This is a genomic window from Streptomyces sp. NPDC006655 (assembly GCF_040703965.1).
Classification (GTDB): domain Bacteria; phylum Actinomycetota; class Actinomycetes; order Streptomycetales; family Streptomycetaceae; genus Streptomyces.
This window is the reverse complement of the sequence record NZ_JBEYJU010000012.1, coordinates 14,994-41,726: the sequence shown is the minus strand read 5'-3', so window position 1 is coordinate 41,726 and position 26,733 is coordinate 14,994. Positions and strand designations below refer to the sequence as shown.

The window sequence follows — 26,733 nt, the reverse complement described above, 5'->3', positions numbered from 1 at the left end:
GGTCACGCCTCCGGGGTGGGCTCGGTGCCATCCAGGGCGCGGATGGTGTCGCACGGCCAATCAGTGTCGTAGCCGACGCGCTGGCCGTGCGCGCAGTAGACGCACGTGGTGCCGTTGTTGGCCTTCCGGTGCAGCGCGCGCACCCGCTCAATGGCGGCCTCGGCGGTGCACGGCGCGGCCGTGTGCCCGACCTTGCCGAGCGCGCGGTGCAGGGCGCCAACGGTGACGGCGTAGTGATGCGGGTTGCCCTCAGGGTCGTTCGGGTCGGCGAGGCCCATGGGCGTGGCGTGTGCGTCGATGTCGAGGATGGCTGCCTTGAGGCGGTCCCGCTCGACGTACAGGGCGTCCAGCTGCTCGTCGGTGATGGTGCTGGCGGTAGGGCGGTCGTTCATGCTGCCAGGTCCCTCCGGATGTCTTGCTCGTTGGCGGGGGTGCCGTAGCCGGCCGGGAAGACGAGGGCGCGGCAGCAGGGGACGCAGCGGCGCCGGCCGAGGCGGCTGAAGAGGCCGGGCATCCACCAGCGGCGATGCAGTCCGCACACGGCCCGGGCCGGGATGTGGCGGCACTCGTCGATGGCGGTGCGCATCTCCTGGGCGGTCAACTCGTGCCCGCGGATGGCGTGTAGCCGGCGTTCCTTGCCGCTCACCAGCCACCAGCAGTGGCCGTTCTCGGGGATGGGGTGTGCGGTCATCAGGCGCCGCGGCTGTCGAGGTCGGCGATCCAAGCAGCGCAGACGGCGGCGACCTGGATCAGCTCGGCGCGCAGTGTGGCCGGGTCCTGCTCGGCAATGGCCTCGAAGACCTCTTCCAACAGGACGTGGCCCCACGTTCCCTCGCCGTCGGCAAACGCGTCCTGGCAGCGCTGGCGCCAGAAGTCGGCGTGCATGTTGCTGCCGTCGTAGCCGGTGCCGTCGGGGTGGTGCTGGTCGCCCCACTTGGCGAGCTGCGCTTGCCGCTCGGTGTCGACGTCCTCGGCGAACTGGCGGACGCCGGGGGTGGTGAAGAGGGTCGGGTAGCTCATCAGAGGAGTGCTCCTGTCGGTACGTCGGTGATGCGGCGGCTGGCCGGCTGCTCGTCGTCGTCCTGGTCGTCCCAGATGTCGAAGGCGAGCTGGGCGGTGACGCGGGCGGGGATGGCCTGGGGGTGGGGTCCGGCGGTGTGGGTGCCGACGATGCGGGGGCGGGGCGCCAGGAGGTCCGTGAGGCGCCGACGGCAGACCGGACCGAGGCGGAGCCGCTTGGACTCGTCGTCGCGCAGGAGACGCCCGCACGCCATGCACTTCGGGCCGCTCTCGGCCGCACCGTCCCCGGGGGTCACGCTGCTGCCTGGTCGGTCGGCGGGTGTTCCGGGCGGGGACGGCAGGGGATGCCGAGCCCGTCGGCCAGGTCTTCCCAGTGCCGGTCCTGTTCCTGCTTCGTCCACTGGCTGTGGATGGCGGGGGCGGGCCGGGTGGGGATTTCCTCCAGCAGGAGGCGTTCGAGGGCGTTCACGTCAGGGTCACCTCTGCTTCCTGGATGCGGCGCGGGTGGGCGGCGGCGCGGGCGATGCCGTTGTCGTGGCACGGAATGCCGGGCTGGACCTGGCATTCGGGGCAGCAGGCGGTGGTGACGGCCCACTTGCTGATGCGGCTGGCGTGGGGCTTGGTGAGGACGCGGCCGTTGACGGCGACCCGGCAGGACTGGTGTGCGCGGGCGTGGCACGGCTCGTGGGGACAGGGGATCGAGCGGGCGGGGTGCGCGCGGGCGCGGAAGGCGTGGCGGATGCTGGCGGGCATCGGGGCGCCCTGGTGGTGTCCCATCGGTCATCCCTGTGCCTTTCGTGGGTCGGTGAGGCAGGCGGCGTTGCGGTCGAAGAGACCGGCCTGGACGCCGAGTGGTCGGTTGGACCAGAGCACTTCGGTGCGGTCCTTGGCGGTCTTGGCGTTGCCGGTCATGGATGCCTGCTCGTACCGGTGCCAGCCCTCGTACAGCTCGTCGTAGAGCGGCGAGTGGTAGCCGGACAGGATGACTGCGGCGTGGCAGTCCGTGAGTGCGGCCGCGAGGGCGCGGTGTTCGTCGTCGGTCTTCATCTCGTGCTGGTACTGGCGTCCCCAGCCACGTGTGGATCCGAGGTAGGGCGGGTCGACGTAGAGCAGGACGCTGGGGTGGCTGCCGTATTTGGCGATGAGGTCGAGGGCGGGCAGGCATTCGAGGGACACGGCGTGCAGGCGTTCCGCAGCTGCGGCCATGCGGTCGACGTAGGCCTCGAGGTAGCCGGGCATCGATGTGGCGCTTCCGGCGGGGTGGACGTGGTGGCGCCATCCGGTGCGCCGGAGCATGCCGGAGCGTCCCTGGGTGAGGCGCACCCAGACGCGGCGGGCCACTTCGATTTCGTCTTCGCTGTCGAGCGGGCCGTAGGCGGCGACCTGTTCGGCGCGGCTGTGGGGCGTGAGCGCGCAGACGCGTATCAGGGCCTCGGGCTGGTTGCGGAGGACGCGCCAGAAGGTCATGAGGTGGCCGTCGAGGTCGTTGACGGTCTCCATCTGTGAGGGCCGCTTGGCCAGCAGGACGGACAGTCCGCCGGCGAAGGGCTCGACGTAGTGCTCGTGGTCGGGCAGCAGCGACACGATCCACGGAGCGACCGTCTGCTTGGACCCGAAGTACGGGACGGGCGGTTTCATGCGCTGCGCCTTCCGTGGTGGGCGATGGTGGTCGGCGGGGTGGGCTGGACGGCACGCCAGGCGTCGAGGACGCGCTTGGGGATCTGGCCGACGCGGGGGCAGTCGACGCCGTTGGCATCGGCCCAGGCGCGGACGGTGCGGGTGTCGTAGTCGCGGGTGACAGGGGCCCGCTTCTTCTTCGCGGGGGCAGGGGCCAGTTCGGCTTCGCGCGCTCGGAGTTCGGCGAGGCGCTTCTCCAGCTGCTGGGCCTCGGTGGTGATGGCGGTCAGTTCTTGGTCGGCGGCGTACCGGTTGCGGAGGCCGGCCAGGGCGGCGCGGGCTCGGGCGGCCTGGTCCTGGATGTCGGGGTCGAGGTGGGCGTCGCCCCAGGCGAGGAGCTTCCCGACGGGCAGCTGGTCAGGGTTGGCGGCCTGGGCGGCGTGCATGGTCGTGTTCATCGGTTCGTTGATCCCTTCGGCGGGGAGGTGGAGGCGGCCCTGGCGGGCGGCTTCGGGGCCGCCTTGGGCGTCGATCTCGTTGAGGAGAGCGCGGAGGGCGGCGATGGTCATGCGCTGTGCCGTTCGTGGTCGGCGTAGTAGGCGGCGCAGCCTTCGCAGAGGCCAGTGGCGCCGTAGGGCAGTGGGATGCCGCACTCGGGGTCGGCGCAGCGGGCGAGCGGCTCGCGGGCGAGGACGGCGGCGAGGGCCGCGTCGCGCGGCTTGGCCGCGTCACCTGCCTGACCCGTCGATGACTCGTCTTTCACGGCCTCGCGTGCGCGCTTCGGTGGCTGAGGTGAAAGGCCAGCCAGAGTGTGGTCGGGGAGTGGGTCCCTACCGGAGGTAGGGCTGTACTGGTAGACCCCCGCCGCGGACGCTGTCCGGAACGCGTCCACGGACGCTGTCCGGGGGCGTCCACGGACGCTGTCCGGATCCGGTCTGGGAGGTTCGGAACCCCCGCTGCGGACGCTGTCCGGAACGCGTCCACGGACGCTGTCCGGGGTGGTGTCCCCAGGGTTTTCCACAGCGTCCGTGGACGCTGTCCGGGTGACCTCGGCGATGCGTTCCGCCTTGGCCTTGGCGTGCGCCTTGCGCTGGCGGGTGTCCGTCATGTGATGGATGTGGCTGTCCCAGTCCAGGCCCTTGGACCCGAGCGGGAGCAGCAGCTGGTACATGGCCGACGCGTTCGGCCGGCGCTTGCGGGTGAGCACACCGACGCCCATGAGGACCTTCACGGCCCGGGTGACGGTCTCCTGCGAGCATCCGGCGAGCGTGGCCAGGGTGTCCCGGCCGGGGAAGGCGTTGGAGCCGTCGGCGTCCGCGTAGGTAGCGATCCACATCCCGACGGTGGCGACGCGCGCCACCTCGGGGATGCGCCGGCCGACGCGCAGGACCTCGGCCCGGAGGGCGTTGGTCCACGCGTTGCGGACGGACTGCACGCGGTCGTCGCTCACAGGGGTCTCTCAGTTCTCTCAAGCGCGGGTGAGGGCGCGGCGCTCGCGGGCTGCGTTGCGCAGCTGGCGGCGGTACAGGGCGGCTTCGCAGGGCGGGCAGAGCGGGATGTTGTGCCGCTCGTGGAGTTCGGCGCCGCGGGTGGTTCCGCAGTGGCCGGTCCACTCGGGACGCGCGGCCGGGTCGTCGATGGTGTCGTCGTCCCACACTCCGTGCGGCGCCCACCCGGCCCTCGTCGCCTTCTCCCGGGCCTGGCGGGCGTGGACGTGGGACACGCCGTGCAGGCCGGGACTGGCGAGCTGGTAACGGGTGTAGAAGGCGGCCACCGCGCGGGCGGTGCTGACGGTCACCGTGGCCGCGGTCGGTGTCAGCGCCAGCGCCAGCGCGCCCGGGGTCTCGCCGGTCTCGCGGGCGATACGGGCCAGCGGCCAGCCCGCCACAGCGAGCGCCTGCAGGCGGCGCCGGGTGCCGACGGCCGACACCATCAGCTCGTCGTCCTGGCGGCTCGTCATGACTGCTCCCCCTTGCGCTGGCCGCGCACGGCGGCGTCCAGCCGGGCGAGCGCGGCTTCCACCTCCGGATCGTGGGTGGCGAGGCAGTCGAGGTGCGCGTCGACTTCGTCCCTGCTGTAGCGGGGAAGGTCCGCCTCGGCGGCACGGCGCCGGCGCCGCCGGTCACGGACGGCGCACACGGCGGCCGTCACGGCGATGAGGACGCCGACCGCCGTGACGGTGACCAGCAAGGCGAGAGAGATGAGGGACGCGTTGGTGATGTACGGGCCGGGGCCCATGTCGGGGCTGAACTCTCCGGTGCCGTTCATGCCGCCGCCCCGTTCCGGTACGCGGCGGTGCCCTGCCAGGCCCGGCACAGCGACCGGTGCACGGTCGCCCGACGGGACTGCTGGACCCCGGCCGCCTCGATGACCCCGGCCCGGGACGCCCGCAGGAACGCGGGCCCCCACCGGTTCGGGGAGTCGGGCTCGTCGACCAGGCCCTCGGCGATCAGGTCGGCGGCCTGGAACACGTCGCCCCGGCGGGCCATCTCCTCGATGGCGGCCGCGCACGCGTCGGCCCACTCGACCGTGGTGTTCGCGGCGGCGGCCGCCATCCCGTCAGCCTTCGCCGCCTCACCGGCAGCGATGCTGACGGTGCCGGGCGCGGGCTCGGAGAACTGGAGCTGCTGACCGTTCACAGCCCACCGCCCGTCACCGCGTCGAAGACGGACATCGCCCACCGCGCGTCGCCGAGGGCGGTGTGGGCCACTCCGTCGCCGGGCGGCTCGACACCGACCGCCCGCGACAGGCTCCTCGAGGAGAAGGGCAGAGACGGAAGGTCACGAGAGAACGCGAAGTCGCCGCCGTATGCGCCGCTCTCCCGCTGCCCGTACCGGTAGCCCGCCGCCAGCGTGGCGATGTCGACGGTCCGGTAGTGCCACGGCCGAGGCGTCGCGAAGTACCTGCCCAGCAGGTTCGTCAGCATCTCGGCGTCGAAAGACGGGTTGGAGCCGATCATCACGGCGCCGTCTAGCAGCTGGTGCAACTGGCGGGCGGCGGCCTCCCGGTCGTCCCACACCCAGTCGGGAGCGCCGGTCCGCTCGTGGTAGCGGTTGATCCGCAGGGCGTCGGCCTCAGCGTTCGTGAGATCCGGCTCGATCCGGAAGACGTGCTCGGTGTCCTTGCCGTCGACGCGGAGGACGACCGCGACCTCCCACGCATCGTGGAAGAACGGGTCCAGGCCGGTGGATTCGACATCGGTGGCCGCGAGGATCAGCGGTCTCTTCGTGGTGCTCATGGTGTTCGCTCTCTCGGTGTGGGCGGCCAGGGCCCGCCCCGCAGGGGGGGACGTGGTGGGCGGGCCCTGACCTGGGCCGCGGAACCCGAGTCAGGGGGAGGCTCGACGCGGCCGGCTTCGGGTGGTCAGAGGTCAGCTGCGTACAGCGGCCCGTACTGGTCGATGAGCCGGTCCAGCGGGTGCGGGTCGTCCTCGATGCCCTCGATGACCATCAGCGGCATGCCGTCCGGCATCTCGTTCCCGGAGTACGTCCACGGGTCGCCGTGTCGGTCTTCCCACGTCTTGTCGAGGTCGTAGGTGAAGCCATGAACCACAGCGGTGGGAACGGTGGCCGCAGTCCACGCGGCCGCGATCTCCTCGCGCTTCGCTCCGTCCCGGTACGCGCTGGTGGGCATCTGCAGGCCCACGAACCGGTCGTCGCCCAGCAGGAGCATGGGCTTGTCGCCGGCCTCCTGCCAGACGATGAGCTTCTCGCCAGCGTGCTGCCATCGGGCGAGGAAGCGTGTTGTGAAGCCGGTGAGCGGGATCTGCCCAGGTTGGGCGGTGAGCACGGAGTACAGGACCTTCCGCCAGTCCGGGAAGGTCTTGTAGTCGTCGGGCTCGTACTCGACCGTCAGCTGTTTCCGGCCGACGGTGGAGAGCTTGAGGGTGCACATGCCCTCGGCGGCGACGGGGGGCAGGGTGAGGGTGACGTCGTCCGCGCACTCGGCAGCCGCGTCGACCAGCGCGGTGAAGGCTGCCACCAGGCGGCCGGGGATGTGGCCGACGCAGCTGCGCTCGGCCACGATCGGGCACCGGGCGACGGCGATGGTGTAGCGGTCGCTGGCGACCGCGTACAGCCAGCCATCGCGGGATTCGAGCCGGATGGACGAGATGACCGGAACCCAGTTCTCGGGGTCGTCCATGTGCGGGGTGACCTGCTCGAACATTCGGCGCAGGTCCTTGGCGTTGATCGTGATGGACACGAAGTTCTCCTGGATTGGAGGCCGGCCGGGCGGGAGTGGTCACCGCCGGGTCGGACAGCAGATGGGGTTCAGGCGGTGCGCGCGGCGAACGCTTCGCGCAGGGTGCGGACCTCTATGCCCGCGGGCTCGGTCGGCTTGTCGTCCTCGTCGACCGGACGCCGCCACCGCGGCACGCTGATCGCGTGCTCGTTGTCGACGCGGGCCTTCAACGCGAGGAACTCCTGCTCGACCTCGGCGGCGTGCTCCTCGGCGCGCTCCCGGAGCTGGCGTTCCACGGAGACGTCGACGGCGTCCGCCTCGAGCTGGGCGATGCGCTCGCCCTGCTCGATGACGGTCGTGTCGAGACCCCGTATCACGGCCTCCAGCCGGAGGACCTCGGCGCGGGCAGCGTCACGGTCGTGACGGCAGTGCTGGCGGGAGTACCGGTGCAGGCCGGTACCGGCGAGGGAGAGTCTCACCACTCACCGTCCTCGTCGCACTGGCAGTACTCGCGGGTCTGCATGCACTCGTCGCACCGCCAGCAGTCGCAGCCGCAGACGTGGCCCTCGCCGCAGTGGCAGTTGCACATGCCCTCGCCGCACGGCTCGTCGTCGTGGTCGTCGGCCTCGGCCTCCAACGCGCGCTCCTCGTCGGCGGCGTCCAGGCGCAGTTCGGCGTCCCGCTCGTCCTCGGCGAGCTCGGCGGCACTCATCACGTCATGGATGGTCAGGTCGTCGTAGTCGCTCACGGCCGCTCCCTGGTGGCGGTGTTGAAGTCGTCGGGGATGTCGATGAGGCCGGCCTCGATGGAGGCGATCAGTTCCGGGTCCGTGATCCAGGCGGGGACCGGGTGGACGCTCAGACCGAGGCCGTGCAGCAGGCCGGGCAGGAGCACCGGCTCGGCGGTCTCCGGCATCGGCGGCAGGTCCTCGAGGAAGCCCGGCTCGGGCGCGATGGCGGTCACTCGTCGGCGTCCGGGTCGTAGGCGGACGCGATCTCCAGAGCGGTGACCTCGTACCCGGTCTCGTACTCCGCGCCGTCGACCGTCACGGTCATCTCCAAGACGCCGTCCTCTTCATCCTCGATCCAGTCGAAGGCGAGGTCCACGGCCGAGGACCAGGTCCGGCGCTCTTCCGCCTCGCAGTGCTCGCGGGCGGCGTCGGCTGTGAGGTAGAGGCCCATGACGATCGAGTCGTGCTGCGCCCGGTAGACCTTCGGGAACGTCTCGCCCGTCTGCATGGGTGTGCCGGTGGTGGCCTGCTGGAGCAGGAACAGCGCGCCGAGCGCTGCCGTACCGGGGTCCTGGAGGTCGTGGCAGAAGGCGGCGAGCGCGGCCCGGCCCTCGACAGCGGCGGCCTCCAGCGCGGCGATCCGATCACGCTGCGCCCGCAGTGCCTTGGCCGCGTCGTCCAGCGCCTCGTTCGTCGTGTGCCGCTCTGCCTCCAACTCGGCGACGCGGTTGACCAGCCACTCCACAGCCGGTGTGAGCGTTTCGCCCAGCGGCATCGGAACCTTGCGGGCACCGCCGTTCGGAGAGAGCACTCCACGCATGTTCAGCGCGTCATTCCGCAACGCCACCAGCTCGGCGTGGCGCAGGTCCTGCTTCGCCGCCTCCCACTCGGCTTCCGTCACCACGTCGACGTGGGTGAGGGCGATGCAGGAGCTGTGCCCGTCGACCCAGACGACATCCGTGTGACCGCTGAGCAAGGACGCCTTGGAGCGGGTGCGGGTCACGAGGCGCGTGGCCTTCGCGTCGTCCTCCGGGCGGGCGCCCGGGAAGGCGAACACGGGGACGCCGACCTCGTACAGGGCGTTGAACTCGGCGGCGTTCACTCGGCTTCACCGCCGTCGCGCTCCGCCTTCAGGCGGGCGATCTCCTCGCGGGCGGCGGCGAGTTCGTCCTCGGCGTTCCGCCGCTTCTCGGCGGCCTCGGCGATGCCGTCCCGCCACTGCTGAACGCCGGCCAGGACGCGGTCCGCGAGGGCCATCTGCTCGGCGAGCGGGGTGTTCGACGGGAACATCAGCGTCAGCGAGGTGCCGCCGCCCATGCCCGCGGGGTCGATGTACAGGCAGGCGTTCAGCGTCGGCGTCGAAGAGCGAACCTCGGTCTTGCGCGTCCAGAAGCTGGTGATGTGGGTGGCCGCAGTAGTGCGCTCGGCGGCCTTTTCGGTAACGTCAGTGGTCACGGTGACCTCTGCTTTCTGGTTGGTAGGGGCGCCGGTCGGGGCTCGCCGGGCCGGGAAGTCGGGCGGGCCTTCGGCGCATTCAGTGGCGGGTCAGTCGGCCGTAGCAGGCGTCGGTACGGCTTCGGCGTCGGCGGCCTCGGTGAGGCCGAGGAAGGCCAGCAGATCGGCCTTGCGGAAGCGGTAGGTGCGCCCGAACTTCACGGCCTCGACGGGGAATTCACCGCTATTGATCAGCTCGTATCCGAGCGTCTCGCCGACGGCCACCGCCGCGAACGCGGTCTTGCTGTTGACCATGGCCGGAAGCGCACGGACCTCTTCCGGGGTGAGAGCCGTGGTGGTGCTCATACGGCGGCCTGCGCGGGAATGAAGGTGCGTCCGCTGCGCTCCAGCGGGACCCACAGAACCAGCAGGTCGACGCCGAGCGCGGTGGCGATGGCCCTGGCCTTCGGCTCGGGGACAGCGCGCTGGGTGCCGGCCATCAGGGCGCCGATGGTGCCGTGGGCGACACCGGCCAGCGTTGCCAGCTCCCGGCTGGTGACGGCCTGCCCGGTGCCGGTGCGCTCCATCAGAGTCTTCAGTCGGTCGGGGCTGTCGACCGCGTACATGGTGGGTGGTGGTGTGTTCTGCTCGTTGCTCACGTTCACCTCGTGCTACAGATCATTCAACGAGTTGAATGGCGTGGCTGTGAGCATTCCATGAGTTGAACGTCTTGTCTAGCACGTTGAACGGATCGGGGGCGCGCGGCGGTAATCGGCCAATGACCCTGTGCGACCTGGCGAAGGTTGCCGATGTGATGAACAATCCATTCGGTGTGTTGAATGAGTGCACCGTCTGACCTGCCCGTACATCTACGAGATGTAGAGAGACCCTGAACGGCCCTTGAATCTCACAGAGCACAGGAGTGGCAGGATGAGCGCCATGGCGGCTACGGATGGAAACCCCGGTGAGACGGTGAGCGGTCCTGAACGCACACAGCTGTCGGACCTGATCCGTGGCCGCCGGGCCGAACTGCGCGAGAGCCTTGACGTGTTCGCGGCCAAGGCCGTCGATCCCGACACCGGCACGAGGGTTACGCGTGGCTGGATCTACCGCCTCGAGACGGGGCAGAAAGTCACGCCGCCAGTCTATGAGGAACTCGTCGCCCTGGCGGCGGCCGCGCGGTTGTCCGTTGAGCGCCTCCAGGATGCGGCCGGCGCTCAGTTCCATGGCGTGGAGCCGCTCCGCTCAGGAACAGGCGAAGCAGTCGCTTACGTGCGCAAACTCGACCAGCTGCCCGCCGACCAGCGGGAGCGCCTGCTGCGCCTGATCGACTCGATGGTTGCACCGCAAACGGATGATGACCAATGAGTCAGGCGTTCCCCTGTGCGTCACTCTCAGTGATGATTGTCAGCTGACTGTGGAGATTTGGGGCTCGTGGTGCGATCATTCTCGGACATCCTTCGAAATGAAAGGATGCTGGTCTAAGCCGCAAATCGAACGCGTGAGCGGGAGATGGGGGAGGCTGCATGACGGCGCCACCGACACAAAGAGTTTGGTACTTCTTCAGCGAAGACCTCCCAGACGGAGTCCTGATCGTGCCCATCAAGACCGCCGAGGGACTGGCGTTCGGGGTCCGGCCAGGGGCGATGACCGAAGAGATGCTCGCCGCTCTGAACCAGAACGTTGAGTTTGTTATCGGCACAGGTCTGGCGCACGACGCCCTGAAGGGCCACCTGATGGAAAGGAGCGACGGCACCAGTTGACGGGCGACTGCCCGCAGCTGGCGTGAGAGCAGCTGCCGGACACAGCACGGAGGGATAAGGCGACCTCTCCCGCCTGAAGCCCCTTTCCGAGCCGATGACCGGCCATGCAGCAGCACGGACCAGGAGGGGCAGCTCATGCCTACATCGCGCCGCGCCGGCGGCATCAGCAAGCGGTGCGAGTGCCGCGGACCAGACGGCAAGCGACTAGGCGCGCAGTGCCCCGACCTGTCGAAGCGGTCGCACGGCAAGTACCGCCTCAGCCAGGAACTTCCCGAGGACGCCGACGGCGGCCGCCGCCGCTTCCAGCGCACCGGCTACGCCAAGGTCAGTGACGCGCAGTCCGACCTCGACCGCATCCGCGCGATCCTCGACCTTCCCGGCGACGACGAGGACGGGCAGCGCCGTGTCGGCGGCCTCCTCGCCGACCTGCAGAAGACCCGCGGGTCGATCCCTGACCCGACTGAGGTGTCCCGGAAGCTGGGCGTCGGTGTACCGCTCGACGGCAAGATGCTCGTCGGCGACTGGCTCGACCACGTCATGGCCACCAAGGCGACCCGCGCGACCACGAACCACGGGTACAACAGCCACATCCGCGTCCACCTGAAGCCTGCCCTCGGGCACTTGCGCCTGGACCGGCTGGGCGTCGGCCACGTCCAGGACATGTTCAACGCCATCGACGACCGCAACGACGTCATCCGGGCAGAGAATGCGGCCCGCCGCGAGCAGGCCGCCCGCTGCAAGCGGGGAAAGCCGGGGGCGCCGAAAGCCGCTGAGCGCGCCGCCCTTGCCGTCGCGCGGGAGAAGCTGGCCGAGATGCCGCCGTTCCGGCGGATCACCGGACCGGCCACGAAGCAGGCCATCAGGAGAACGCTCCGAATGGCCCTCAACCGGGCCATCGCCGAGCAGCTCATCACCTTCAACGCTGCCGAGCATGTCGAGCTGGCGCCGGCCGCCCGGCCCAAGGGGCTGCTGTGGACCGAGGAGCGGGTCGCGCGCTGGCGGGAGACCGGGGCGAAGCCGGGGCCGGTGATGGTGTGGACCCCCGCGCAGCTCGGCGCCTTCCTCGACGAGGCTGAGACGGACCGGCTGTACGCCCTCTTCCACCTGATCGCCCATCACGGCCTGCGGCGCGGTGAGGGCGTCGGCCAGGGCTGGTCCGACTTCTCGCCGGAGCGGAAGGAGATCCGGGTCGCGAAGGAGATCGTCGTCGACGGCTGGACGCCGGTCGAGACGGAGCCGAAGACCGAAGGATCTGCGGGCACCGTGAAGGTGGACACCGGCACCGTGCGCGTCCTGCTCCAGCACCGCGAGCGCCAGCAGCGGGAGCGTGCGGAATGGAACGCCCGGGCCGCCGAGGAGCGGGCGCAGGGCAAGCAGACCGCGGACTGGGCGGACACCGGGAAGATGTTCACCGCCGAGGACGGCACGTGGCTGCACCCGGACTTCGTGAGCAAGGCGTTCCGCCGGATCTCGGATGCGGCCGGCCTGCCGCCCATCAACCTGCGCGACCTCCGCCATGGCGCGGCCGCGCTCGTGAAGGCCGGCGGCGGCGACCTGCACGACGCGAAGGTGAAGCTGCGGCACTCGACCATCACCCTGACCAGCGATACGTACATGGAGCTGTTCCAGGAGTACGAAGACGACCTCGCTGAGAAGGCGGCGGCCGCCGTGCCCAGAGCCCGCAGGGGAGACGCCGAAGCCCCGGTGGAGTAGCGTTGTCGGTGGACGTGTGAGGCCTCGTTACCGCAGGTGGCGGGGCCTTTCTGCTCAGCCGGTGCTCAACCGAGAGCCGCGCAACGGGCCGGTACAGCACGGTACGAGACGCGGTGAAGGGTTACCCGAGAGGGGCCGAGAAGCGGCGCTGACCTGGGCGTGACGACGCTGGGCGACAGCGGGCGGTACGAGCCGGTACGACGCGCGATGACCGCTCATCAGACTTTTAATCCATTGGTTGTGGGTTCGAGTCCCACACGGCCTACGGGATGTGGGCGGGGGGATATGGCCCCCGACCTGCTGGGCGGCGCCCGGTTCGGCTTCGGCCGGGCCGGGCGCCGCTTCGTTCCCCGGCCCCCTCGGGCGCGGCCGGACAGCCCGATTTAGTTGCAAACGATACTGTATCGAATGAAGTAGTCTGGGTTGATGGCCGCCGACGTTCCGCACCCCACCGCCGCTTCGCGTGCGACTGACCGCCCCGGGGATGCCTCGCCCTTCGCGCTCGGCTTGTTGTTGCGCCGGGCGCACTGGCGCGCCGCTGCGGTGATGGGGGAGGCGCTCCGTCCGCTCGGCGTGGAGTTGCGGCACTTCGCCGTGCTGATCGAGCTGGTCAATCATGGGCCCACGGTGCAGCGGGACTTGGCGGCGGCGACGGGGTCGGACAAGGCGGGAATCATGCGGGTCGTCGACGACCTGGAGCGCAAGGGCCTGGCCGTACGCAAGGCCGTTCCGGGTGACCGGCGAGTACGAGCAGTGGAGATCACCCCGCAGGGACTCGAACTGTTCGACGCGGCCCATGTGGCTGCGGCGCCGCTGGCTGAGCGGCTGGTCGCCGAACTGGGGTCAGGCGGCACAGAGCAGTTGACGGCCCTGCTCACGCTGCTCGCCCATCCCGCAGACGGGGAAGCGTAAGCCCGCCCGCCCACCGGTTGTTCGTCGCGACGGCACGCTTGGCCCTGCGCGGTCTGCGCAGTGAACCTCCGGCTTTGAGAGCAGTGGCCGTCGTCGGGACGCGCCCGCCGCCCTCGGCGCCGGCCCCGAGGATGCCGTGACCTCCGATGAAGCCGAGGTCCAGGCCGAGAGTTCCCTCGAGGACGGCCTCCAGACAGTTCTGTACGAACTCGTAGCCCTCGCGCGGGGTGCCCGGTGCGTAGGAGCCGCCGCGGCTGGCCGCGACGATGACAGGGGTGCCCTGGACGGAGGGGGTCTCGCCCGCGGTACGACCGAGCAGGAGCACGCTGTCCAGCCACGCCTTGAGGGGCGGCGGGATCGAGAAGTTGTCCATGGGGGCGTCGATCAGGACGGCGTCCGCCGCCTCCAGTTCCTCGATGAGTCCCACCCGTGCGGCGAACGCGGCGGACTGCTCCGGGGTGCGCTCGGCGGGTGTGGCGTAACCGGCGGACCACGCGGCGGCGGTGATGTGCGGGACACGGTCGGCGGCCAGGGCGCGGTAGATCACCGTGCCCTCCGGGTGCTGTTCCTCCCAGGTCTTCCGGAAGGCGGCCGTGACCGACCAGGACGCGGACGCTTCGTCCGGGAACACGGACGAGTCGATGTGCAGCAACGTGGCCATGGAGTTTTCCAGGGGGCCGGAGGCGAGGAGCCGGGGCTGGGGGATTCGTGGCCTCAATCGTTTCACACGATACGGTATCGAATGATACTGTTGTGCGTGTGAAGGAGGGGGTCCCGATGAGAGACGAAGGCGGGAGACCATGGACGTCTACGAGGCGGCCACGAGCCGACGAGCGGTACGTCGATTCACCGACCGGCCTGTCCCGAGGGAGGCGCTGGAGCGCGTGCTGTCCGCCGCGGCCTACGCGCCGTCCGGATCGAACATCCAGCCCTGGCACACCTACGTGCTGACCGGTGCACCGCTGGCCGAACTCAAGAAACGCGCCGGCGAGCGCCTGGCCGCGGGTGATCACTGGGACGTGCCGGAGTACGAGATGTACCCACCCGAACTGCACTCTCCGTACCGCGAGCGGCGATCCGCGTTCGGTGAGCAGCGCTACGGTGCACTCGGCATCGCGCGTGAGGATCTGGAGTCGCGTCAGAGGGCCGCTGCCGCGAACTGGGACTGCTTCGGCGCGCCCGCCGCCCTGTTCTGCTACATCGACAGAGGCATGGGTTCGCCCCAATGGGCCGACATCGGCATGTATCTGCAGACCGTCATGCTGCTGCTCCGTGCCGAAGGGCTGCACAGCTGCCCGCAGATGGCCTGGGCGAAGTACCACAGGACTGTCGCGGAAGTCCTGTCACCCCCCGAAGGGCTCATCCTCTTCTGCGGCGTGTCGATCGGGTTCGAAGACGTCACGGCTGGTGAAGCCCGGACAGGCAGGGCGCCGCTCGACGAGACGGTCACGTTCGTCGACGGTCTCTGACGCCGCCTCCCTGGGGATCAACGGCCGTTTCATGCCGCCCCACATAGCCGCGCATATGCAATATTGCGCATGATTCAGACGAAAGGTGTGTCATGAAGATCGCAGTAATCGGCGGTACCGGACTGATCGGGTCGCAGGTCGTCAAGGACCTGAACGCCGCCGGACACGAGGCGGTACCGCACTCGAAGTCGACCGGGGTCGACATCATCAGCGGCGAGGGTTTGGACGAGGCGGTGGCGGGAGCCGACGTCGTCGTCAACCTGACGAACTCCCCGACCTTCGACGAAGCCTCCCTGGCCTTCTTCCAGACCTCGATGGACAACCTCCTGGCCGCGGCCCACAACGGTGGCGTCGGCCACTTCGTCATCCTCTCGATCGTCGGCGTGGACCAGGTGCCGGAGCTGGACTACTACCGCGCCAAGGCTCTTCAGGAGAAGGTCCTCGCAGCCGGGCCGATCCCCTACTCGATCGTCCGGGCCACGCAGTTCATGGAGTTCATGGAACCGGCGATGTCCTGGACCGCCGACGCCGACACCGTCCGGCTGCCCGCCACGCCCCTCCAGCCCATCGCCGCCAAGGACGTGGCCGCCGCGGTGGCGGAGGTCGCGGCCGGCGCCCCGCTCAACGGCATCCGCAACATCGCCGGCCCCGAGATCTTCGCCCTGGACGAGCTGGGCCGGATCACCCTGTCCCACAAAGGCGACAACCGCACCGTCGTCACCGACCCCACCGCCGGCATGTTCGCCGTCGTCAAGGGCGACGCCCTCACCGACAAGAGCGCCCATCTCGCCCCCACTCGATACGCCAACTGGCTCTCCTGACACCCCGCTGACACCCCGCCGCATCCTGTGCGGTCCCCGATCCTCGGTCGGACGGAGAGCGGGGGACTCGCCTGCACCGCCACGGACACCGGCCCTTGACCGTCTGGGCGGCACCCGGTTCGACTTCGGCCCCGGGCGGCGGCCGGTAAGGGCTTGCTATGGGAGTGATCGGCCCTGACGGCCGTGTTCCGGGCTTCGCCCGAGTTCACCGTCTTCAGCGGCCGCAACGGGATCGGTCGTACGGACCCCGAACAGGTGCCGTACCCCGTTGCGTTGGCGCCGGCGCATCCGGCCGGGTGCGGCTCAGCCCGCGGTGAGCTCCGTCAGTTCCGCCAGGGGCAGGGTGTGCTGGGTGTGCAGGACCTTGGCGCGCAGGTAGCGGACGTTGTGGGCGGTGCTGAAGACCCCGGTCGGGACGCGGTCGCGGACGGTGACGCCGAGGGTGCGCAACTGCTCGGCCTTGTCGGGGTTGTTGGAGAGCAGGTCCAGCTCCCCGTGGCCGAGGGCCTGGAGCATCTGGGCGGCGGCGGTGTAGTCGCGGGCGTCCTCGGGCAGACCGAGGGCGGCGTTCGCCTCGTAGGTGTCGAGGCCCTGGTCCTGGAGGGCGTACGCGTCGAGCTTGTTGTAGAGGCCGATGCCGCGCCCCTCCTGGCGCAGGTAGAGCAGGACGCCGCCGCGCTCGGCGATGCGTTCGACGGCCTCGCGCAGCTGGGGTCCGCAGTCGCAGCGGGCCGAGCCGAAGACGTCGCCGGTGAGGCACTCGGAATGCAGGCGGACCAGCGGGAGGGTGCCCGGTGCGGGCTCGCCCAGGACGACGGCGACGTGCTCCTGACCGTCGGTCAGGCCGTGGAAGGTGACGAGTTCGGCGTTGACGCTGTAGCCGTCGGTGAAGCGCAGCGGGACCCGGACACGGGCGCGCTGGGTGGCGGCGGGGAAGTCGGTCATCGGGGTCTCCAGTGTCCGGGTGCAGGACGGCTGTCCCGTGCGGGACGCGTGCTCCTGCTTCAGATTTGAAGCAGATCCACGGCTGGAACCATACCCCATGCTTTAAATTTGAAGCAACAAGTTTTCGGGCGGCCCGCGAAATCGAGGTTCACGAACCGGAACACGGCGACGACGAGCGCCGCCGCCACGGCACCTCGTCGGAGGTCGGCCGTGGCTTCTCGGCACCCTCCAGTGCCCGCGCGATCACGGAGCTGATCTCCTCCAGCTGCGTGACCTGCTCCTCGGAGAGGTGGTCGAACACCGCCGCGCGCACCGTTTCCACGTGCCCGGGCGCCGTGCGCTCCAGGGCCGCCATGCCCTTGTCCGTCAGGATCGCGAAACTGCTCCGCTTGTCCCACTGGCAGTCCTCGCGCCGGATCAGCCCGTCCTTCTCCAGCCGGGTCACGGCGTAGGTCAGCCGGCTGCGGGTGATCTTGGACCTGGCGGCGAGATCGGTCATCCGCAGCTTGCGCTCCGGTTCCTCGGAGAGGTTGGCCAGAATGCCGTAGTAGAGGTGCGGCATGCCGGCGTCCTGCTGGAGCTGGCGGTCGATCGCGTCCTCCAGGAGGTTGGTCGCCGCCATGAACGCGCGCCAGGCGCGCTGCTCCTTCGACGTGAGCCAGCGAGTCGTCATGGGACCAGTGTAGGTTTGTTTCAAACTTTAACCAAGCGCCCGGTTCACACCCCGCCGACCGCCGGGAGTGGTCCCGCCCGCCGCCGAGAGTGAGCGCGTCCGATGCCGTACCCCCACGTCCTGCTGTCCGCCGCCGTCTCCCTGGACGGCTACCTCGACGACACCGGCCCCGAACGGCTGCTGCTCTCCTCGCCGGCCGACTTCGACCGGGTCGACGAGGTGCGGGCCGGCTCCGACGCCATCCTGATCGGCGCCGGCACGATCCGCGCGGACAACCCGCGGCTCCTGGTGTACTCCGAGGCCCGCCGCGCCGCCCGGATCGCCGCCGGCCGGCCCGAGTACCCCCTCAAGGTCACCGTCACCGCGACCGGCGACCTCGACCCGGACGCGAAGTTCTGGCACACGGGCGGCGACAAGCTCGTCTGCACGACCGACTCGGGCGCGGAGCGGGCGGCCGCCCTGGGCATCGCCGCCGACATCGTCCCGCTGGGCCCCGTGCTCGACTGGCCCGCGCTGCTGACCCACCTCCACGACGTCCGCGGTGTGGACCGCCTGATGGTGGAGGGCGGCGGCACCGTCCACACCCAGCTGCTCCAGCAGGGCCTGGCCGACGAGCTCCAGCTGGTCCTCGCCCCGGTCTTCGTGGGCGAGCCGAAGGCGCCCCGCCTGTTCGGCCCCGGCGGCTACCAGGCCGGGCGGCTGCGCCTGCTGGAGACCCGCCGTATCGAGGACGTCGTCCTGATGCGCTACGAGCCCACCGCCCCCGGCGTGGGCGGCTCGGTGTCCGCCGCCGACCGCCACTGGCTGCGGCTCGCGTGCGAGCTGGCGGCCCAGTGCCCGCCCTCGCAGACGGCGTTCAGCGTCGGCGCGGTGGTGGTCGCCGCCGACGGCACGGAGCTGGCCCGCGGCCACTCCCGGGAGGCGGGCGACCCGGTGGCCCACGCGGAGGAGGCGGCCCTCGCCAAGATCCCCCCGGCCGACCCCCGGCTGGTCACGGCCACCGTCTACACCAGCCTGGAGCCCTGCACCCACCGCGCCTCCCGTCCCCACCCCTGCGCGGAGCTGATTCTCGGCGCGGGGGTGCGCCGGGTGGTCACGGCCTGGCGTGAACCGGACACGTTCGTGCGGGCGGCGGACGGGACGGGGATGCTGCGGGAGCAGGGGGTGTCGGTGGTGGTCCTGGCCGAGTACGAGGCCATGGCCAAGGCGCCGAACGCGCACCTGGGAACACCCCTCGCCTAGGGCCTGCGCGCGGGGTGCTCGTAACCCGTGTGACTCGCACTCCTCGGATGACGTATGCTGGTGTCACCGACGCGGGGTGGAGCAGCTCGGTAGCTCGCTGGGCTCATAACCCAGAGGTCGCAGGTTCAAATCCTGTCCCCGCTACTGAACCTCAGGGCCGGAATCCAGATCACGGATTCCGGCCCTGAGGCGTGTCCGGGCGCGAGTTTCTTGAAAGCGTGGTCAACTCGACCGTTTTTGGCCGGTCGTGGCAGGTAAGTCCATCCTGCGGAAGCTTAATGATCAAGGCGAATGGCTTGGAATCTTACCGCCGGGTCTATTAACGTTCGATAACGCAGCGCGGTCGTCCCAGCCGTCACCCGAGATGGCTCCGTGCGCACGCGCCGAATCCCGTCAAGGGAACCGGGGAACCACCACCTTGGGGTGAATCGCACGGCTGCCGCCGAGTACGAATCGGCCGGTATACGCGCGTAGGAGACCTTCCCGCTCCGAACCCGTCAGCTAACCCGGTAGGCGGCGGAAGGAAAGGAGTGCGCCCGCGTGGCGTCCAACCGGCCTGCTCCGACAGCCCCGTTCGTGCCCAGCCAGCGGCAGCCCGACACCTTCGGTTACGGCACCTACCGCACCGACGAGGGCCCCTGGGAGGAGTGGAACCCCACCGAGGAGTCCCTCGCCCCCGAGCGCGGCCGGCACCGGATCGCCAAGCAGCGCGGCGGCGGACTCGCCCGCAGCTCCACGGTCCTCGGCGTCGGCGTCATCGCCGCCGTCGGCGCGGGCGGCATGGCCAGCGCCAACACCGGCCACCCGCCGGTCTCCATCTCCCTGCCGGACCTGCCCTCCGTCGCCTCCCTGCTGGGCGACGGGGGCGGCCACCACGCCACGCAGACGGCGCTGAGCAGCGTCACCACGACGACCGCCACGGACGGGGACTCCTCCTCCGACGCCGGCGAGGCGCTGCGCAGCCGCATCATCGCCCAGGCCGAGCGGCAGCAGAACCAGCTGGACACCAAGGCGAGCGCCAAGGCCGTGGCCGCCGCCGACACGGCGGTCGCCGCCGCGGAGGCCAAGGCGGAACAGGCCGCGGCCGCCAAGGCCGGCGCCGCCAAGGAGAAGGCGGTTGCCGCCGCCAAGCAGAAGGCCGAGCAGGCCCGGATCGCGGCGCTGGCCAAGCAGTACACGCTGCCCGTCGTGTCGTACACGATCACCGGCACCTTCGGCCAGGCCGGCTCCATGTGGTCCTCCGGGTACCACACCGGCCTCGACTTCGCCGCCCCTACCGGCACGCTGATCAAGGCGGTCCACGGCGGCACGATCACCGAGGCGGGCTGGGCCGGCTCCTACGGCTACCGCACGATCCTCACCCTGGACGACGGCACCGAACTCTGGTTCTGCCACCAGTCGTCGATCGGCGTCAAGGTCGGCCAGAAGGTCGCCACCGGCGACGTCATCGGCCGCGTGGGCGCCACCGGCAACGTCACCGGCCCGCACCTCCACCTCGAGGTCCACCCCGGTGGCCAGCCCACCGGTATCGACCCGATGACCTGGCTGCGCGGCAAGGGCCTCAACCCCTGACGCACCCCACCGGCCCCGGCGGGCCTTCCGCTTTTACGAGAACTTCGTATTGCGTGGGATGGCCCGCCTGCCGCGCCGCGTTGGAATGAAGCATGACTGCTTCTTCCGCATCCCCGGTCCTCCGTAAGCTCGGCGCCTCCGACCTGGAGGTCTTCCCGCTCGCCCTCGGCGGCAACGTCTTCGGCTGGACCGCCGACGAGGTCACCTCCTTCGCCGTCCTCGACGCGTACACGGCCGCGGGCGGCAACTTCGTCGACACCGCCGACTCCTACAGCGCCTGGATCGAGGGCAACCAGGGCGGCGAGTCCGAGACGATCATCGGCAAGTGGCTCAAGGCACGCGGCAACCGCGACGACGTGGTCGTCGCGACGAAGGTCAGCCAGCACCCCGAGTACGAGGGTCTGTCGGCCGCCAACATCAAGGCCGCCGCCGACGCGTCCCTGCGCCGCCTCGACACCGACCACATCGACCTCTACTACACCCACTTCGACAGGCCCGAGGTGCCGGTCGAGGAGATCATCGGGGCGCTGGACGAACTGGTGCGGGCCGGCAAGGTCCGGCACATCGCCGCGTCCAACATCAGCGCCGAGCGGCTCCAGGAGTCCCTGGACTTCTCCGACCGCGAGGGCCTGGCCCGGTACGTCGCCCTCCAGCCGCACTACAACCTGGTCTCCCGCGACACCTACGAGGGCCCCCTCCAGGACCTGGCCTCCCGCACCGGCCTCGCCGCGGTCCCGTACTTCGCCCTCGCGTCCGGTTTCCTCACCGGCAAGTACCGCCCCGGCACGACGGTCGACAGCGCCCGGGCGGGCCGCGCCGCCCAGTACCTGGAGTCCGAGCGCGGCCAGCGGGTCCTGGTGGCCCTGGACGAGATCGCCGAGGCCCACGCGGCGCCCGTCCCGACGGTCGCCCTCGCCTGGCTGGCGGCCCAGCCCACCGTCACGGCCCCCATCGCCTCGGCCCGCACGGTGGAACAGCTCCCGGCTCTCCTGGCGGTGGCGGACCTGACCCTGACGGAGGAGGAACTGCAGAAGCTGACGCGGGCTTCGGCCTGACGGCGACGGCGACGGCGACGGAGGGGGCCGGGGCGGCGGAGGCGGGGCGGTGACCCGGCTGCTCTCCGCCCCCCGGCAGCTCCCCACCTCCCGGGCGCCTACGACCGGTACGGGTTGTAGATCGTGGACGACACCGTCGTGCCGTACCACGCGGGGGCCCCGGGGAGCGGTGTGACCGGGTAGGCGTAGCCGGTGGCCGCCGTGCGGGACGCGTACTCCAGCGCGGGGCGCGCGAGTTCCCGGCGGCTCCACAGTTCGGCCAGGAGTTCCCGTTCCCGTACGACGAAATCGGCCCCCGCCCGCCCCCGCTGCCCCCGGCGCCGCAGCAGCGCGAGTGTCGTCGCGTACTGCTCGTACTCGGCGACCGCCCGCCCGGCGGGCTTCCCGAAGTGGTACGCGGCGTACTCCCGGGCCATCTGCCGGGCCCGCATCGACCCGAGGACGAACGGCTCGGCCGCCCCCAGCCACCCCGCGTACACGTACGCCGGCAGCTCCTCACGCACCGTCCGCAGCTCCCGCTGCCGCGTCCACACCGCCAGCCAGGTCAGCAGCCCGAACAGCGGCACCATGAACATGCCGTACACGGCGAAGAACCCGAACTGCCCGAAGGTCGAGGACCCGTTCCAGAGCGCGTGCATGCTCATCGCGAGCAGCAGCCCGGACACCGGCACCAGCACGCGCCGCGCCCGCTGTCGTTCCCCGGAGAGCGCGGCGATGCCGAAGCCGATCCCGGTGAGGACGGTGAACAGGGGATGCGCGAAGGGCGACATGACGATGCGCACGAAGAAGGTGGCGGCGGTGACGGAGGCGATCCCGCGGTCACCGGTCAGCTGGTCGGTCCCGAAGGCCGTACCGAGGTAGAGGATGTTCTCGGTGAACGCGAACCCCGTGGCGGTGACCCCGGCTATCACCACCCCGTCGACGACCCCGGTGAAGTCCCGTCTGCGGAAGAGGAAGACCAGCAGCACGGCCGCGGCCTTCGCGGACTCCTCGACGATCGGCGCTATCACGGTCGCCCCGAGCGTGTCCGCGCCGCTCGGATCCGCGGTCGCCGTCGCTATCCAACGGGTCGCGAAGCTGTTGGCGACGATGGCTATCAGCGCGGCCGCGCAGGCACCCCAGGCGAAGGCGAACAGCACGTTCCGCCAGGGGCCCGGCTGCACGCGGTCGAGCCACCGGAAGGCGCCCACCAGCAGCGGCACGGGCAGCACGGCGAGCCCGAGCCCGACGAGGAACCCCTCGTTCCCCGTCTGTTCCCGCACCAGCGCGAGGATGACGAGCCCGGAGACGGCCAGCAGCGTGCCCAGCGCCCCGTACCGCACCCAACGCCGCTGCCACCAGCGAGGATGCCGCAGCCCTTCGTCGGCGGGAAGCGGCGGGTACGGCGGGTACGGCGGGTACTGCGGCGGATAGGCGGCCACGGCATCGACCCTAACGAGGTGACTCCAGTCGGTGCTGCTCGCTCGGCCGCACCCGATGCTGTACGCGACGGAAGAGCAGATCGTTCACCACATGTCCCTTGTCCAGCCCCTGACCCTCGAAACGGGTCAGCGGCCGGTACGGCGGACGTGGCGCGAAACCGCCGTCGGACTGCGTGTTCTCGAAGTCGGGGTGCGCTTCGAGCACGTCGAGCATCTGCTCGGCGTACGGCTCCCAGTCCGTCGCGCAGTGCACGGTCGCCCCCGGCTTCAGCCGGGTCGCGGCGAGGTCGAGGAACTCGGGCTGGATCAGCCGCCGCTTGTGGTGCCGCTTCTTCGGCCAGGGGTCGGGGAAGTAGACGCGCAGTCCGTCGAGCGAGTCGGGCCGGAGCATCTCCCGGAGCAGGATGATCGCGTCGCCGTTGCCGACCCGGACGTTGGACAGCCCCTGCTGGTCGGCGAGGTTGAGCAGGTTGCCCTGCCCTGGCGTGTGCACGTCCACGGCGAGGATGTTGACGCCCTGGTCCTCGGCGGCCATCTGCGCGGTGGCCTCGCCCATCCCGAACCCGATCTCCAGCACCACCGGGTTGCCGTTGCCGAACAGCTCGTCGAGGTCGATGACCTGCTGCCCGTCGATGTCCAGCCCCCACTTGGGCCACAGCCGCTGCAGCGCGTCGGCCTGCCCGGAGGTCACCCTGCTGCGGCGCGGCTGGAAGCTGCGGATCCGCCGCTCGAAGTGCGACCCGGCGGGATCGGCCCTGGGTCCGTCCGGGAACCGCGGCTCCCCCTTGGCCCGGGTGTGCCGGACGGACACCCCAGGGGTGTGGTGGGAGCCGGCGCCGGGGACGGTTCCGGCGGGCTGGGGGGCTTCGGGGGCATTGAGCGAGTCAGACACAGTGCATCCGATTTTACGGCCCGTACCCGCCGTGGCCGGGCCCCGTGCGGGAGTCACACCGAACCCAGCATCTCCAGCGCCCGCCGTGCCACCTCCCGCCCGATCGGCAGTGAGGCCGTCGCCGCGGGCGAGGGCGCGTTCAGCACGTGCACCGCGCGCGGCCCCTCCTTGATCAGGAAGTCGTCGACGAGCGTCCCGTCCCGCAGCACGGCCTGCGCCCGCACCCCGGCCGCCGCCGGCACCAGGTCCCCTTCGTCCACGGCGGGCAGCAGCCGACGTACGGCCTTGGTGAACGCCTTCTTCGACACCGACCGGCGCAGTTCCCCGCCGCCGTACCGCCAGTGCCGGCGCGCCAGCGTCCACGACCCCGGCCAGCCCAGTGTCCCGGCGACCTCCCGGGGCCGGACGACGCCCCAGCCGTACCCCTCGCGGGCCAGTGCCGGCACCGCGTTGGGCCCGATGTGGACACCGCCGTCGATCCCGCGCGTGAGGTGCACCCCGAGGAACGGGAACGCCGGATCCGGCACCGGGTACACCAGCCCCCGCACCAGCTCCGGACGCGCCAGCTCGTAGTACTCGCCGCGGAACGGCACGATCCGCATGCCCGGCTCGTCGCCGGTCAGCCGCGCGAGCTCGTCGCAGTACAGGCCGGCGCAGTTGACCAGCACGCGCGCGCGTACGACGTCGCCGCGCGAGGTGAGCACGGCCACGCCCCGCTCCGGCCGCCGGTCCACCCGGACGACCCGGGCGCCGTACCGGATGTCGGCCCCCGAAGCCGCGCCGAGCTGCCGCGCGACGCCCACGAAGTCGCACACCCCGGTGGTCCCCACGTGTATGGCGGCCAGCCCCCGCACCTCGGGCTCGTACTCGCCGATCTGGGCGGCCCCCAGTTCGCGCACCGGTATCCCGTTCTCCCGGCCGCGCTGGACGAGCGCGTGCAGCCGGGGCAGCTCGGCCCGCTCGGTGGCGACGATCAGCTTGCCGGTGACGGCGTGGGCGATGCCGTACTCCGCGCAGAACTTGACCATCTCGGCGGCGCCCTCGACCGCGTACCGGGCCTTCAGTGACCCGGGCCGGTAGTAGATCCCGCTGTGGATGACCCCGCTGTTCCGCCCGGTCTGGTGCCGGGCGGCCCCGGCCTCCTTCTCCAGCACGGTGACCCGGGTCCCGGGCGCGGCCCGGGTGATCGCGTACGCGGTGGACAGCCCGACGATCCCCCCACCGACGACGAGCACGTCACAGTCGTAAGCAATCCCGGCGCGCACCTGCACCACCTCCCACGTCGATAGTGCACTGCGCCACTGACATCACTTTCAAACGCCGGTGCGCGCAGCGCGCCCCTTCAGGGGCGCTGGGGGCACCCCCGGCCGGAGGCTGGGGGAGGAACTGCGCGATCAGCCCCCACGCACCCGCACCCGCCTGATCACCTGAACCCGGCAGGCGACTGGGCGAGACCCTCACGCCGGGGCCATCAACAACGGCCGCGCCCGCTCGCGCAGCTCCACCACCCGCGGCTCGTCCCCGTACGGTTCCAGCCGGTGCAGCAGATCCTTCACGTACTCGGTGGTCCGCGCCGACGAGATCCGCCCCGCCACCTCCACGGCCCGCACCCCCTGCTCACACGCGGCGTCGAGGTTCCCGGACTCCAGTTCGGCCACGGCGGACACGACGAGCCGCAGCCCGTGCGACCGCACGAACTCCTCCGTCGGCTTCGACAGCGCCTGCTCCGTGAACCTGCGCACCTGGCGCGGCGCCTTCAGGTCCCGGTAGCACTCGGCGGCGTCGGCCGCGAACCGGTCGTAGCCGTAGAAACCGAGCCAGGAGGGATCGTTGTCCCCCTCGCGCGCCCGTTCCAGCCACCCTTCCGCGGCCTTCAGCGCGGCCCCCGCGGCCGGGGCGTCGCCCGCGCGCGCGTGGGCCCGCGCCTCGACCAGCCGGAAGAAGCTCATGGTCCGCGCGGTCGCCAGCCCCCGGTTGCGTTCGACGGCGGCCTGCGCGAGATCGACGCCCTCGTCGCCGAACCCGCGGTACGTCGCCTGCAACGACATCGATGCCAGCACGTACCCGCCGAGCGGCACGTCCGCGGCCGCGCGGGCGAGCCGCAGGGCCTGGATGTAGTACCGCTGCGCGGCCTCCTGCTGACCGGTGTCGAACGCCATCCACCCGGCCAGCCGCGTCAGTTCGGCACTCGCCCCGAACAACGCCCGCCCGACTTCGTCGGAGTACGCGCCGAGCAGCAGCGGTGCCGCCTCCACCCGCAGACACTCCGGCACCATCGAGGAACGCCAGTCACCGCCGCCGTACTTGGAGTCCCAGCGCCTGGCGTCCTCGGCGGCCTCCCGCAACTTCTGCACATCGCTGTGGCCGACTTTGAGCGGTGCGCCCGCACCCTCGGCGCCGGTCGCCTCGCGCGCGACCGAACTGTCGGCGGGGGTTATCAGCCAGCGCGAGGCGGGCGTTGCGTATGCGCTCACTGCGAACGAACCGGCGAGCGACTGCCAGATGCCACCGGTACCGGCGCGGCGGCCGGCCAGGTCGAGACGGTACAGGTCCGTCGCGGACCGCACCGCCTGTCCGACGTCCCTGGGGAAGGCGAGGCCCACTTCGGGTGCGGGATCCGCGTCCGCCAGGCCGATCTCGTGGAGCGGCACCGGGCGGCCGAGCTTCTGGCCGATCGCGGCGGCGATGAGGTGCGGCGCGGCGCCCTGCGGCACCATGCCCTTCGACACCCAGCGCGCCACCGACGTCTTGTCGTAGCGAAGAGTCAACCCGCGTTGCGCGCCAAGGTCGTTGACGCGTCGTGCGAGTCCTGCGTTGCTGATTCCCGCGAGGGCGAGAACGGTGCCGAGTTTTTCGTTCGGCCCGCGTTGCTCCCTGGACATGCGCCACCCCTCGACACAGACGGCTGCCGCGCTGGCATAACCACGCGGCATTCGTAAACCCAGCGTAGTTCGCCGCATCCCAAGCGTTAAGGGGCATTGTTCCGGATGGCGGGATTGTGGCCCGTACGCGAGTGCGGCCCATATACGCACCGTGCACGGCCTGTCGCGCCGTGCCCCCGCCGTGTGGCCGTGCGCCCGGCCGTGCGCTCTTCTCCGGCCATGGGGGGAGCGGTTCCATGGTTTCTGCGTGGGTCGGCCCGCTGTACTGGATCCAGCGGGCTGGGGGACACCGCCACCTTCATCCCCGCGGGTGGCGGACCGGTCCGGGAGGCGATGCCCGCCTCCCGGACTGTGCGTGTCCCGACACGCGCGCGTGCGATGCGCAAAGCA

Annotated in this window: 37 protein-coding genes, 1 tRNA gene and 1 riboswitch; of the genes, 10 read left to right on the top strand and 28 right to left on the bottom strand. The window is 70.9% G+C overall.

Translation table 11 applies throughout. The annotated features are described in order from the left end of the window. Nucleotides 1–2: 2 nt before the first annotated feature. The 21 genes from AB0958_RS09740 to AB0958_RS09640 form a co-directional block, all read right to left on the bottom strand. Nucleotides 3–392 carry a hypothetical protein gene (locus AB0958_RS09740; protein ID WP_366889821.1) on the bottom strand — a complete coding sequence of 130 codons (390 nt, stop codon included), beginning with the start codon at nucleotides 390–392 and terminating at the stop codon, nucleotides 3–5. After that, on the bottom strand, nucleotides 389–691 hold the full coding sequence (locus AB0958_RS09735) for a hypothetical protein (protein ID WP_366889820.1): 303 nt from the start codon (nucleotides 689–691) through the stop codon (nucleotides 389–391). Before AB0958_RS09735 ends, AB0958_RS09740 begins: the two co-directional genes overlap by 4 nt. Next, nucleotides 691–1,020 carry a hypothetical protein gene (locus tag AB0958_RS09730; protein ID WP_359358786.1) on the bottom strand — a complete coding sequence of 110 codons (330 nt, stop codon included), beginning with the start codon at nucleotides 1,018–1,020 and terminating at the stop codon, nucleotides 691–693. Before AB0958_RS09730 ends, AB0958_RS09735 begins: the two co-directional genes overlap by 1 nt. Continuing rightward, a complete protein-coding gene (locus AB0958_RS09725) occupies nucleotides 1,020–1,316 on the bottom strand; it encodes a DUF6011 domain-containing protein (protein WP_366889819.1) in 297 nt (98 codons plus the stop codon). The genes AB0958_RS09730 and AB0958_RS09725 overlap by 1 nt, the downstream gene beginning before the upstream one ends. Then, on the bottom strand, nucleotides 1,313–1,489 hold the full coding sequence (locus AB0958_RS09720) for a hypothetical protein (protein ID WP_366889818.1): 177 nt from the start codon (nucleotides 1,487–1,489) through the stop codon (nucleotides 1,313–1,315). The genes AB0958_RS09725 and AB0958_RS09720 overlap by 4 nt, the downstream gene beginning before the upstream one ends. Beyond that, complete coding sequence (locus tag AB0958_RS09715; RefSeq protein ID WP_366889817.1) at nucleotides 1,486–1,797, bottom strand: hypothetical protein; 312 nt, start codon at nucleotides 1,795–1,797, stop codon at nucleotides 1,486–1,488. Before AB0958_RS09715 ends, AB0958_RS09720 begins: the two co-directional genes overlap by 4 nt. 3 nt (nucleotides 1,798–1,800) lie before the next feature. After that, the gene (locus tag AB0958_RS09710) at nucleotides 1,801–2,658 is read right to left on the bottom strand and encodes a DNA adenine methylase (protein ID WP_366889815.1); all 858 of its coding nucleotides are present in this window, start codon (nucleotides 2,656–2,658) and stop codon (nucleotides 1,801–1,803) included. Further along, nucleotides 2,655–3,206, bottom strand: a complete 552-nt coding sequence (locus AB0958_RS09705) for a histone-like nucleoid-structuring protein Lsr2 (protein WP_366889814.1) — start codon at nucleotides 3,204–3,206, stop codon at nucleotides 2,655–2,657. The genes AB0958_RS09710 and AB0958_RS09705 overlap by 4 nt, the downstream gene beginning before the upstream one ends. After that, on the bottom strand, nucleotides 3,203–4,087 hold the full coding sequence (locus AB0958_RS09700) for a helix-turn-helix domain-containing protein (RefSeq protein ID WP_366889813.1): 885 nt from the start codon (nucleotides 4,085–4,087) through the stop codon (nucleotides 3,203–3,205). Before AB0958_RS09700 ends, AB0958_RS09705 begins: the two co-directional genes overlap by 4 nt. 18 nt (nucleotides 4,088–4,105) lie before the next feature. Continuing rightward, nucleotides 4,106–4,597, bottom strand: a complete 492-nt coding sequence (locus AB0958_RS09695; protein WP_366889812.1) for a hypothetical protein — start codon at nucleotides 4,595–4,597, stop codon at nucleotides 4,106–4,108. Further along, nucleotides 4,594–4,905 (bottom strand): hypothetical protein, encoded by a 312-nt coding sequence (locus tag AB0958_RS09690; protein WP_366889811.1) that lies wholly within the window; start codon nucleotides 4,903–4,905, stop codon nucleotides 4,594–4,596. The genes AB0958_RS09695 and AB0958_RS09690 overlap by 4 nt, the downstream gene beginning before the upstream one ends. After that, the gene (locus AB0958_RS09685) at nucleotides 4,902–5,276 is read right to left on the bottom strand and encodes a hypothetical protein (protein WP_366889810.1); all 375 of its coding nucleotides are present in this window, start codon (nucleotides 5,274–5,276) and stop codon (nucleotides 4,902–4,904) included. The genes AB0958_RS09690 and AB0958_RS09685 overlap by 4 nt, the downstream gene beginning before the upstream one ends. Then, nucleotides 5,273–5,875: an exonuclease domain-containing protein gene (locus AB0958_RS09680; RefSeq protein ID WP_366889809.1), complete on the bottom strand. Its 603-nt coding sequence runs from the start codon at nucleotides 5,873–5,875 to the stop codon at nucleotides 5,273–5,275. The genes AB0958_RS09685 and AB0958_RS09680 overlap by 4 nt, the downstream gene beginning before the upstream one ends. A 125-nt stretch (nucleotides 5,876–6,000) precedes the next feature. Next, nucleotides 6,001–6,840, bottom strand: coding sequence for a phiSA1p31-related protein (locus AB0958_RS09675; RefSeq protein WP_366889808.1), 840 nt, complete (start codon nucleotides 6,838–6,840; stop codon nucleotides 6,001–6,003). Nucleotides 6,841–6,908: 68 nt separating this feature from the next. Beyond that, entirely contained in the window at nucleotides 6,909–7,301 is a 393-nt protein-coding gene (locus tag AB0958_RS09670) for a hypothetical protein (RefSeq protein ID WP_366889807.1), read from the bottom strand. Continuing rightward, nucleotides 7,295–7,567, bottom strand: a complete 273-nt coding sequence (locus AB0958_RS09665) for a hypothetical protein (RefSeq protein WP_366889806.1) — start codon at nucleotides 7,565–7,567, stop codon at nucleotides 7,295–7,297. The genes AB0958_RS09670 and AB0958_RS09665 overlap by 7 nt, the downstream gene beginning before the upstream one ends. Next, on the bottom strand, nucleotides 7,564–7,782 hold the full coding sequence (locus AB0958_RS09660; protein WP_366889805.1) for a hypothetical protein: 219 nt from the start codon (nucleotides 7,780–7,782) through the stop codon (nucleotides 7,564–7,566). Before AB0958_RS09660 ends, AB0958_RS09665 begins: the two co-directional genes overlap by 4 nt. Next, nucleotides 7,779–8,651: a hypothetical protein gene (locus AB0958_RS09655; protein WP_366889804.1), complete on the bottom strand. Its 873-nt coding sequence runs from the start codon at nucleotides 8,649–8,651 to the stop codon at nucleotides 7,779–7,781. Before AB0958_RS09655 ends, AB0958_RS09660 begins: the two co-directional genes overlap by 4 nt. Continuing rightward, nucleotides 8,648–9,004: a hypothetical protein gene (locus tag AB0958_RS09650; protein ID WP_366889803.1), complete on the bottom strand. Its 357-nt coding sequence runs from the start codon at nucleotides 9,002–9,004 to the stop codon at nucleotides 8,648–8,650. Before AB0958_RS09650 ends, AB0958_RS09655 begins: the two co-directional genes overlap by 4 nt. A 90-nt stretch (nucleotides 9,005–9,094) precedes the next feature. Beyond that, nucleotides 9,095–9,349 (bottom strand): helix-turn-helix domain-containing protein, encoded by a 255-nt coding sequence (locus AB0958_RS09645; protein ID WP_359358833.1) that lies wholly within the window; start codon nucleotides 9,347–9,349, stop codon nucleotides 9,095–9,097. Next, on the bottom strand, nucleotides 9,346–9,642 hold the full coding sequence (locus AB0958_RS09640) for a helix-turn-helix transcriptional regulator (RefSeq protein WP_366889802.1): 297 nt from the start codon (nucleotides 9,640–9,642) through the stop codon (nucleotides 9,346–9,348). Before AB0958_RS09640 ends, AB0958_RS09645 begins: the two co-directional genes overlap by 4 nt. 271 nt (nucleotides 9,643–9,913) lie before the next feature. Here AB0958_RS09640 and AB0958_RS09635 point away from each other — a divergent pair, with 271 nt between their 5' ends. The 4 genes from AB0958_RS09635 to AB0958_RS09620 all read left to right on the top strand — a co-directional run bounded on the left by AB0958_RS09635 (nucleotide 9,914) and on the right by AB0958_RS09620 (nucleotide 13,371). Next, nucleotides 9,914–10,351: a hypothetical protein gene (locus AB0958_RS09635; RefSeq protein ID WP_366889801.1), complete on the top strand. Its 438-nt coding sequence runs from the start codon at nucleotides 9,914–9,916 to the stop codon at nucleotides 10,349–10,351. Between the two features lie 227 nt (nucleotides 10,352–10,578). Then, the gene (locus AB0958_RS09630; RefSeq protein ID WP_366889800.1) at nucleotides 10,579–10,746 is read left to right on the top strand and encodes a hypothetical protein; all 168 of its coding nucleotides are present in this window, start codon (nucleotides 10,579–10,581) and stop codon (nucleotides 10,744–10,746) included. A 135-nt stretch (nucleotides 10,747–10,881) separates the two neighbouring features. Then, the gene (locus AB0958_RS09625) at nucleotides 10,882–12,459 is read left to right on the top strand and encodes a site-specific integrase (protein WP_366889799.1); all 1,578 of its coding nucleotides are present in this window, start codon (nucleotides 10,882–10,884) and stop codon (nucleotides 12,457–12,459) included. Nucleotides 12,460–12,885: 426 nt separating this feature from the next. Continuing rightward, nucleotides 12,886–13,371, top strand: coding sequence for a MarR family transcriptional regulator (locus tag AB0958_RS09620; RefSeq protein WP_366889798.1), 486 nt, complete (start codon nucleotides 12,886–12,888; stop codon nucleotides 13,369–13,371). Here AB0958_RS09620 and AB0958_RS09615 read toward each other — a convergent pair. Then, nucleotides 13,334–14,032 carry an NAD(P)H-dependent oxidoreductase gene (locus tag AB0958_RS09615; RefSeq protein ID WP_366889797.1) on the bottom strand — a complete coding sequence of 233 codons (699 nt, stop codon included), beginning with the start codon at nucleotides 14,030–14,032 and terminating at the stop codon, nucleotides 13,334–13,336. The genes AB0958_RS09620 and AB0958_RS09615 overlap by 38 nt on opposite strands. Nucleotides 14,033–14,171: 139 nt before the next feature. On the opposite strand from AB0958_RS09615, the gene AB0958_RS09610 reads away from it, so the two are divergent. Both AB0958_RS09610 and AB0958_RS09605 read left to right on the top strand, forming a co-directional pair. Further along, on the top strand, nucleotides 14,172–14,840 hold the full coding sequence (locus tag AB0958_RS09610; RefSeq protein WP_366889796.1) for a nitroreductase: 669 nt from the start codon (nucleotides 14,172–14,174) through the stop codon (nucleotides 14,838–14,840). Nucleotides 14,841–14,932: 92 nt separating this feature from the next. Beyond that, nucleotides 14,933–15,661, top strand: a complete 729-nt coding sequence (locus AB0958_RS09605; RefSeq protein ID WP_366889795.1) for an NAD(P)H-binding protein — start codon at nucleotides 14,933–14,935, stop codon at nucleotides 15,659–15,661. Nucleotides 15,662–15,964: 303 nt separating this feature from the next. Here the strand turns inward: AB0958_RS09605 and ribA are convergent, their stop codons facing one another. Beyond that, a complete protein-coding gene (gene ribA / locus AB0958_RS09600; protein ID WP_366889794.1) occupies nucleotides 15,965–16,606 on the bottom strand; it encodes a GTP cyclohydrolase II in 642 nt (213 codons plus the stop codon). A 148-nt stretch (nucleotides 16,607–16,754) separates the two neighbouring features. Continuing rightward, complete coding sequence (locus AB0958_RS09595; protein WP_366889793.1) at nucleotides 16,755–17,279, bottom strand: MarR family transcriptional regulator; 525 nt, start codon at nucleotides 17,277–17,279, stop codon at nucleotides 16,755–16,757. A gap of 102 nt (nucleotides 17,280–17,381) precedes the next feature. On the opposite strand from AB0958_RS09595, the gene AB0958_RS09590 reads away from it, so the two are divergent. From AB0958_RS09590 to AB0958_RS09575, 4 genes are all read left to right on the top strand, one after another. Next, the gene (locus tag AB0958_RS09590) at nucleotides 17,382–18,521 is read left to right on the top strand and encodes a dihydrofolate reductase family protein (protein WP_366889792.1); all 1,140 of its coding nucleotides are present in this window, start codon (nucleotides 17,382–17,384) and stop codon (nucleotides 18,519–18,521) included. A gap of 70 nt (nucleotides 18,522–18,591) precedes the next feature. Continuing rightward, nucleotides 18,592–18,665: transfer RNA gene (locus AB0958_RS09585), tRNA-Met, on the top strand. A 227-nt stretch (nucleotides 18,666–18,892) separates the two neighbouring features. Beyond that, nucleotides 18,893–19,054, top strand: a riboswitch (cyclic di-AMP (ydaO/yuaA leader). A gap of 7 nt (nucleotides 19,055–19,061) precedes the next feature. Beyond that, on the top strand, nucleotides 19,062–20,093 hold the full coding sequence (locus AB0958_RS09580) for a M23 family metallopeptidase (protein ID WP_366889791.1): 1,032 nt from the start codon (nucleotides 19,062–19,064) through the stop codon (nucleotides 20,091–20,093). A gap of 92 nt (nucleotides 20,094–20,185) precedes the next feature. Continuing rightward, nucleotides 20,186–21,148, top strand: coding sequence for an aldo/keto reductase (locus tag AB0958_RS09575; RefSeq protein WP_366889790.1), 963 nt, complete (start codon nucleotides 20,186–20,188; stop codon nucleotides 21,146–21,148). Nucleotides 21,149–21,246: 98 nt separating this feature from the next. Here AB0958_RS09575 and AB0958_RS09570 read toward each other — a convergent pair whose 3' ends face one another. The 4 genes from AB0958_RS09570 to AB0958_RS09555 all read right to left on the bottom strand — a co-directional run bounded on the left by AB0958_RS09570 (nucleotide 21,247) and on the right by AB0958_RS09555 (nucleotide 26,343). Next, nucleotides 21,247–22,503, bottom strand: coding sequence for a PrsW family intramembrane metalloprotease (locus AB0958_RS09570; protein ID WP_366889916.1), 1,257 nt, complete (start codon nucleotides 22,501–22,503; stop codon nucleotides 21,247–21,249). Between the two features lie 76 nt (nucleotides 22,504–22,579). Next, nucleotides 22,580–23,461 carry a tRNA (guanosine(46)-N7)-methyltransferase TrmB gene (trmB, locus tag AB0958_RS09565; protein WP_366889789.1) on the bottom strand — a complete coding sequence of 294 codons (882 nt, stop codon included), beginning with the start codon at nucleotides 23,459–23,461 and terminating at the stop codon, nucleotides 22,580–22,582. A 53-nt stretch (nucleotides 23,462–23,514) separates the two neighbouring features. Continuing rightward, complete coding sequence (gene lhgO, locus AB0958_RS09560; RefSeq protein ID WP_366889788.1) at nucleotides 23,515–24,735, bottom strand: L-2-hydroxyglutarate oxidase; 1,221 nt, start codon at nucleotides 24,733–24,735, stop codon at nucleotides 23,515–23,517. A gap of 183 nt (nucleotides 24,736–24,918) precedes the next feature. Next, nucleotides 24,919–26,343: an MFS transporter gene (locus tag AB0958_RS09555; RefSeq protein WP_366889787.1), complete on the bottom strand. Its 1,425-nt coding sequence runs from the start codon at nucleotides 26,341–26,343 to the stop codon at nucleotides 24,919–24,921. Nucleotides 26,344–26,733: the final 390 nt, after the last annotated feature.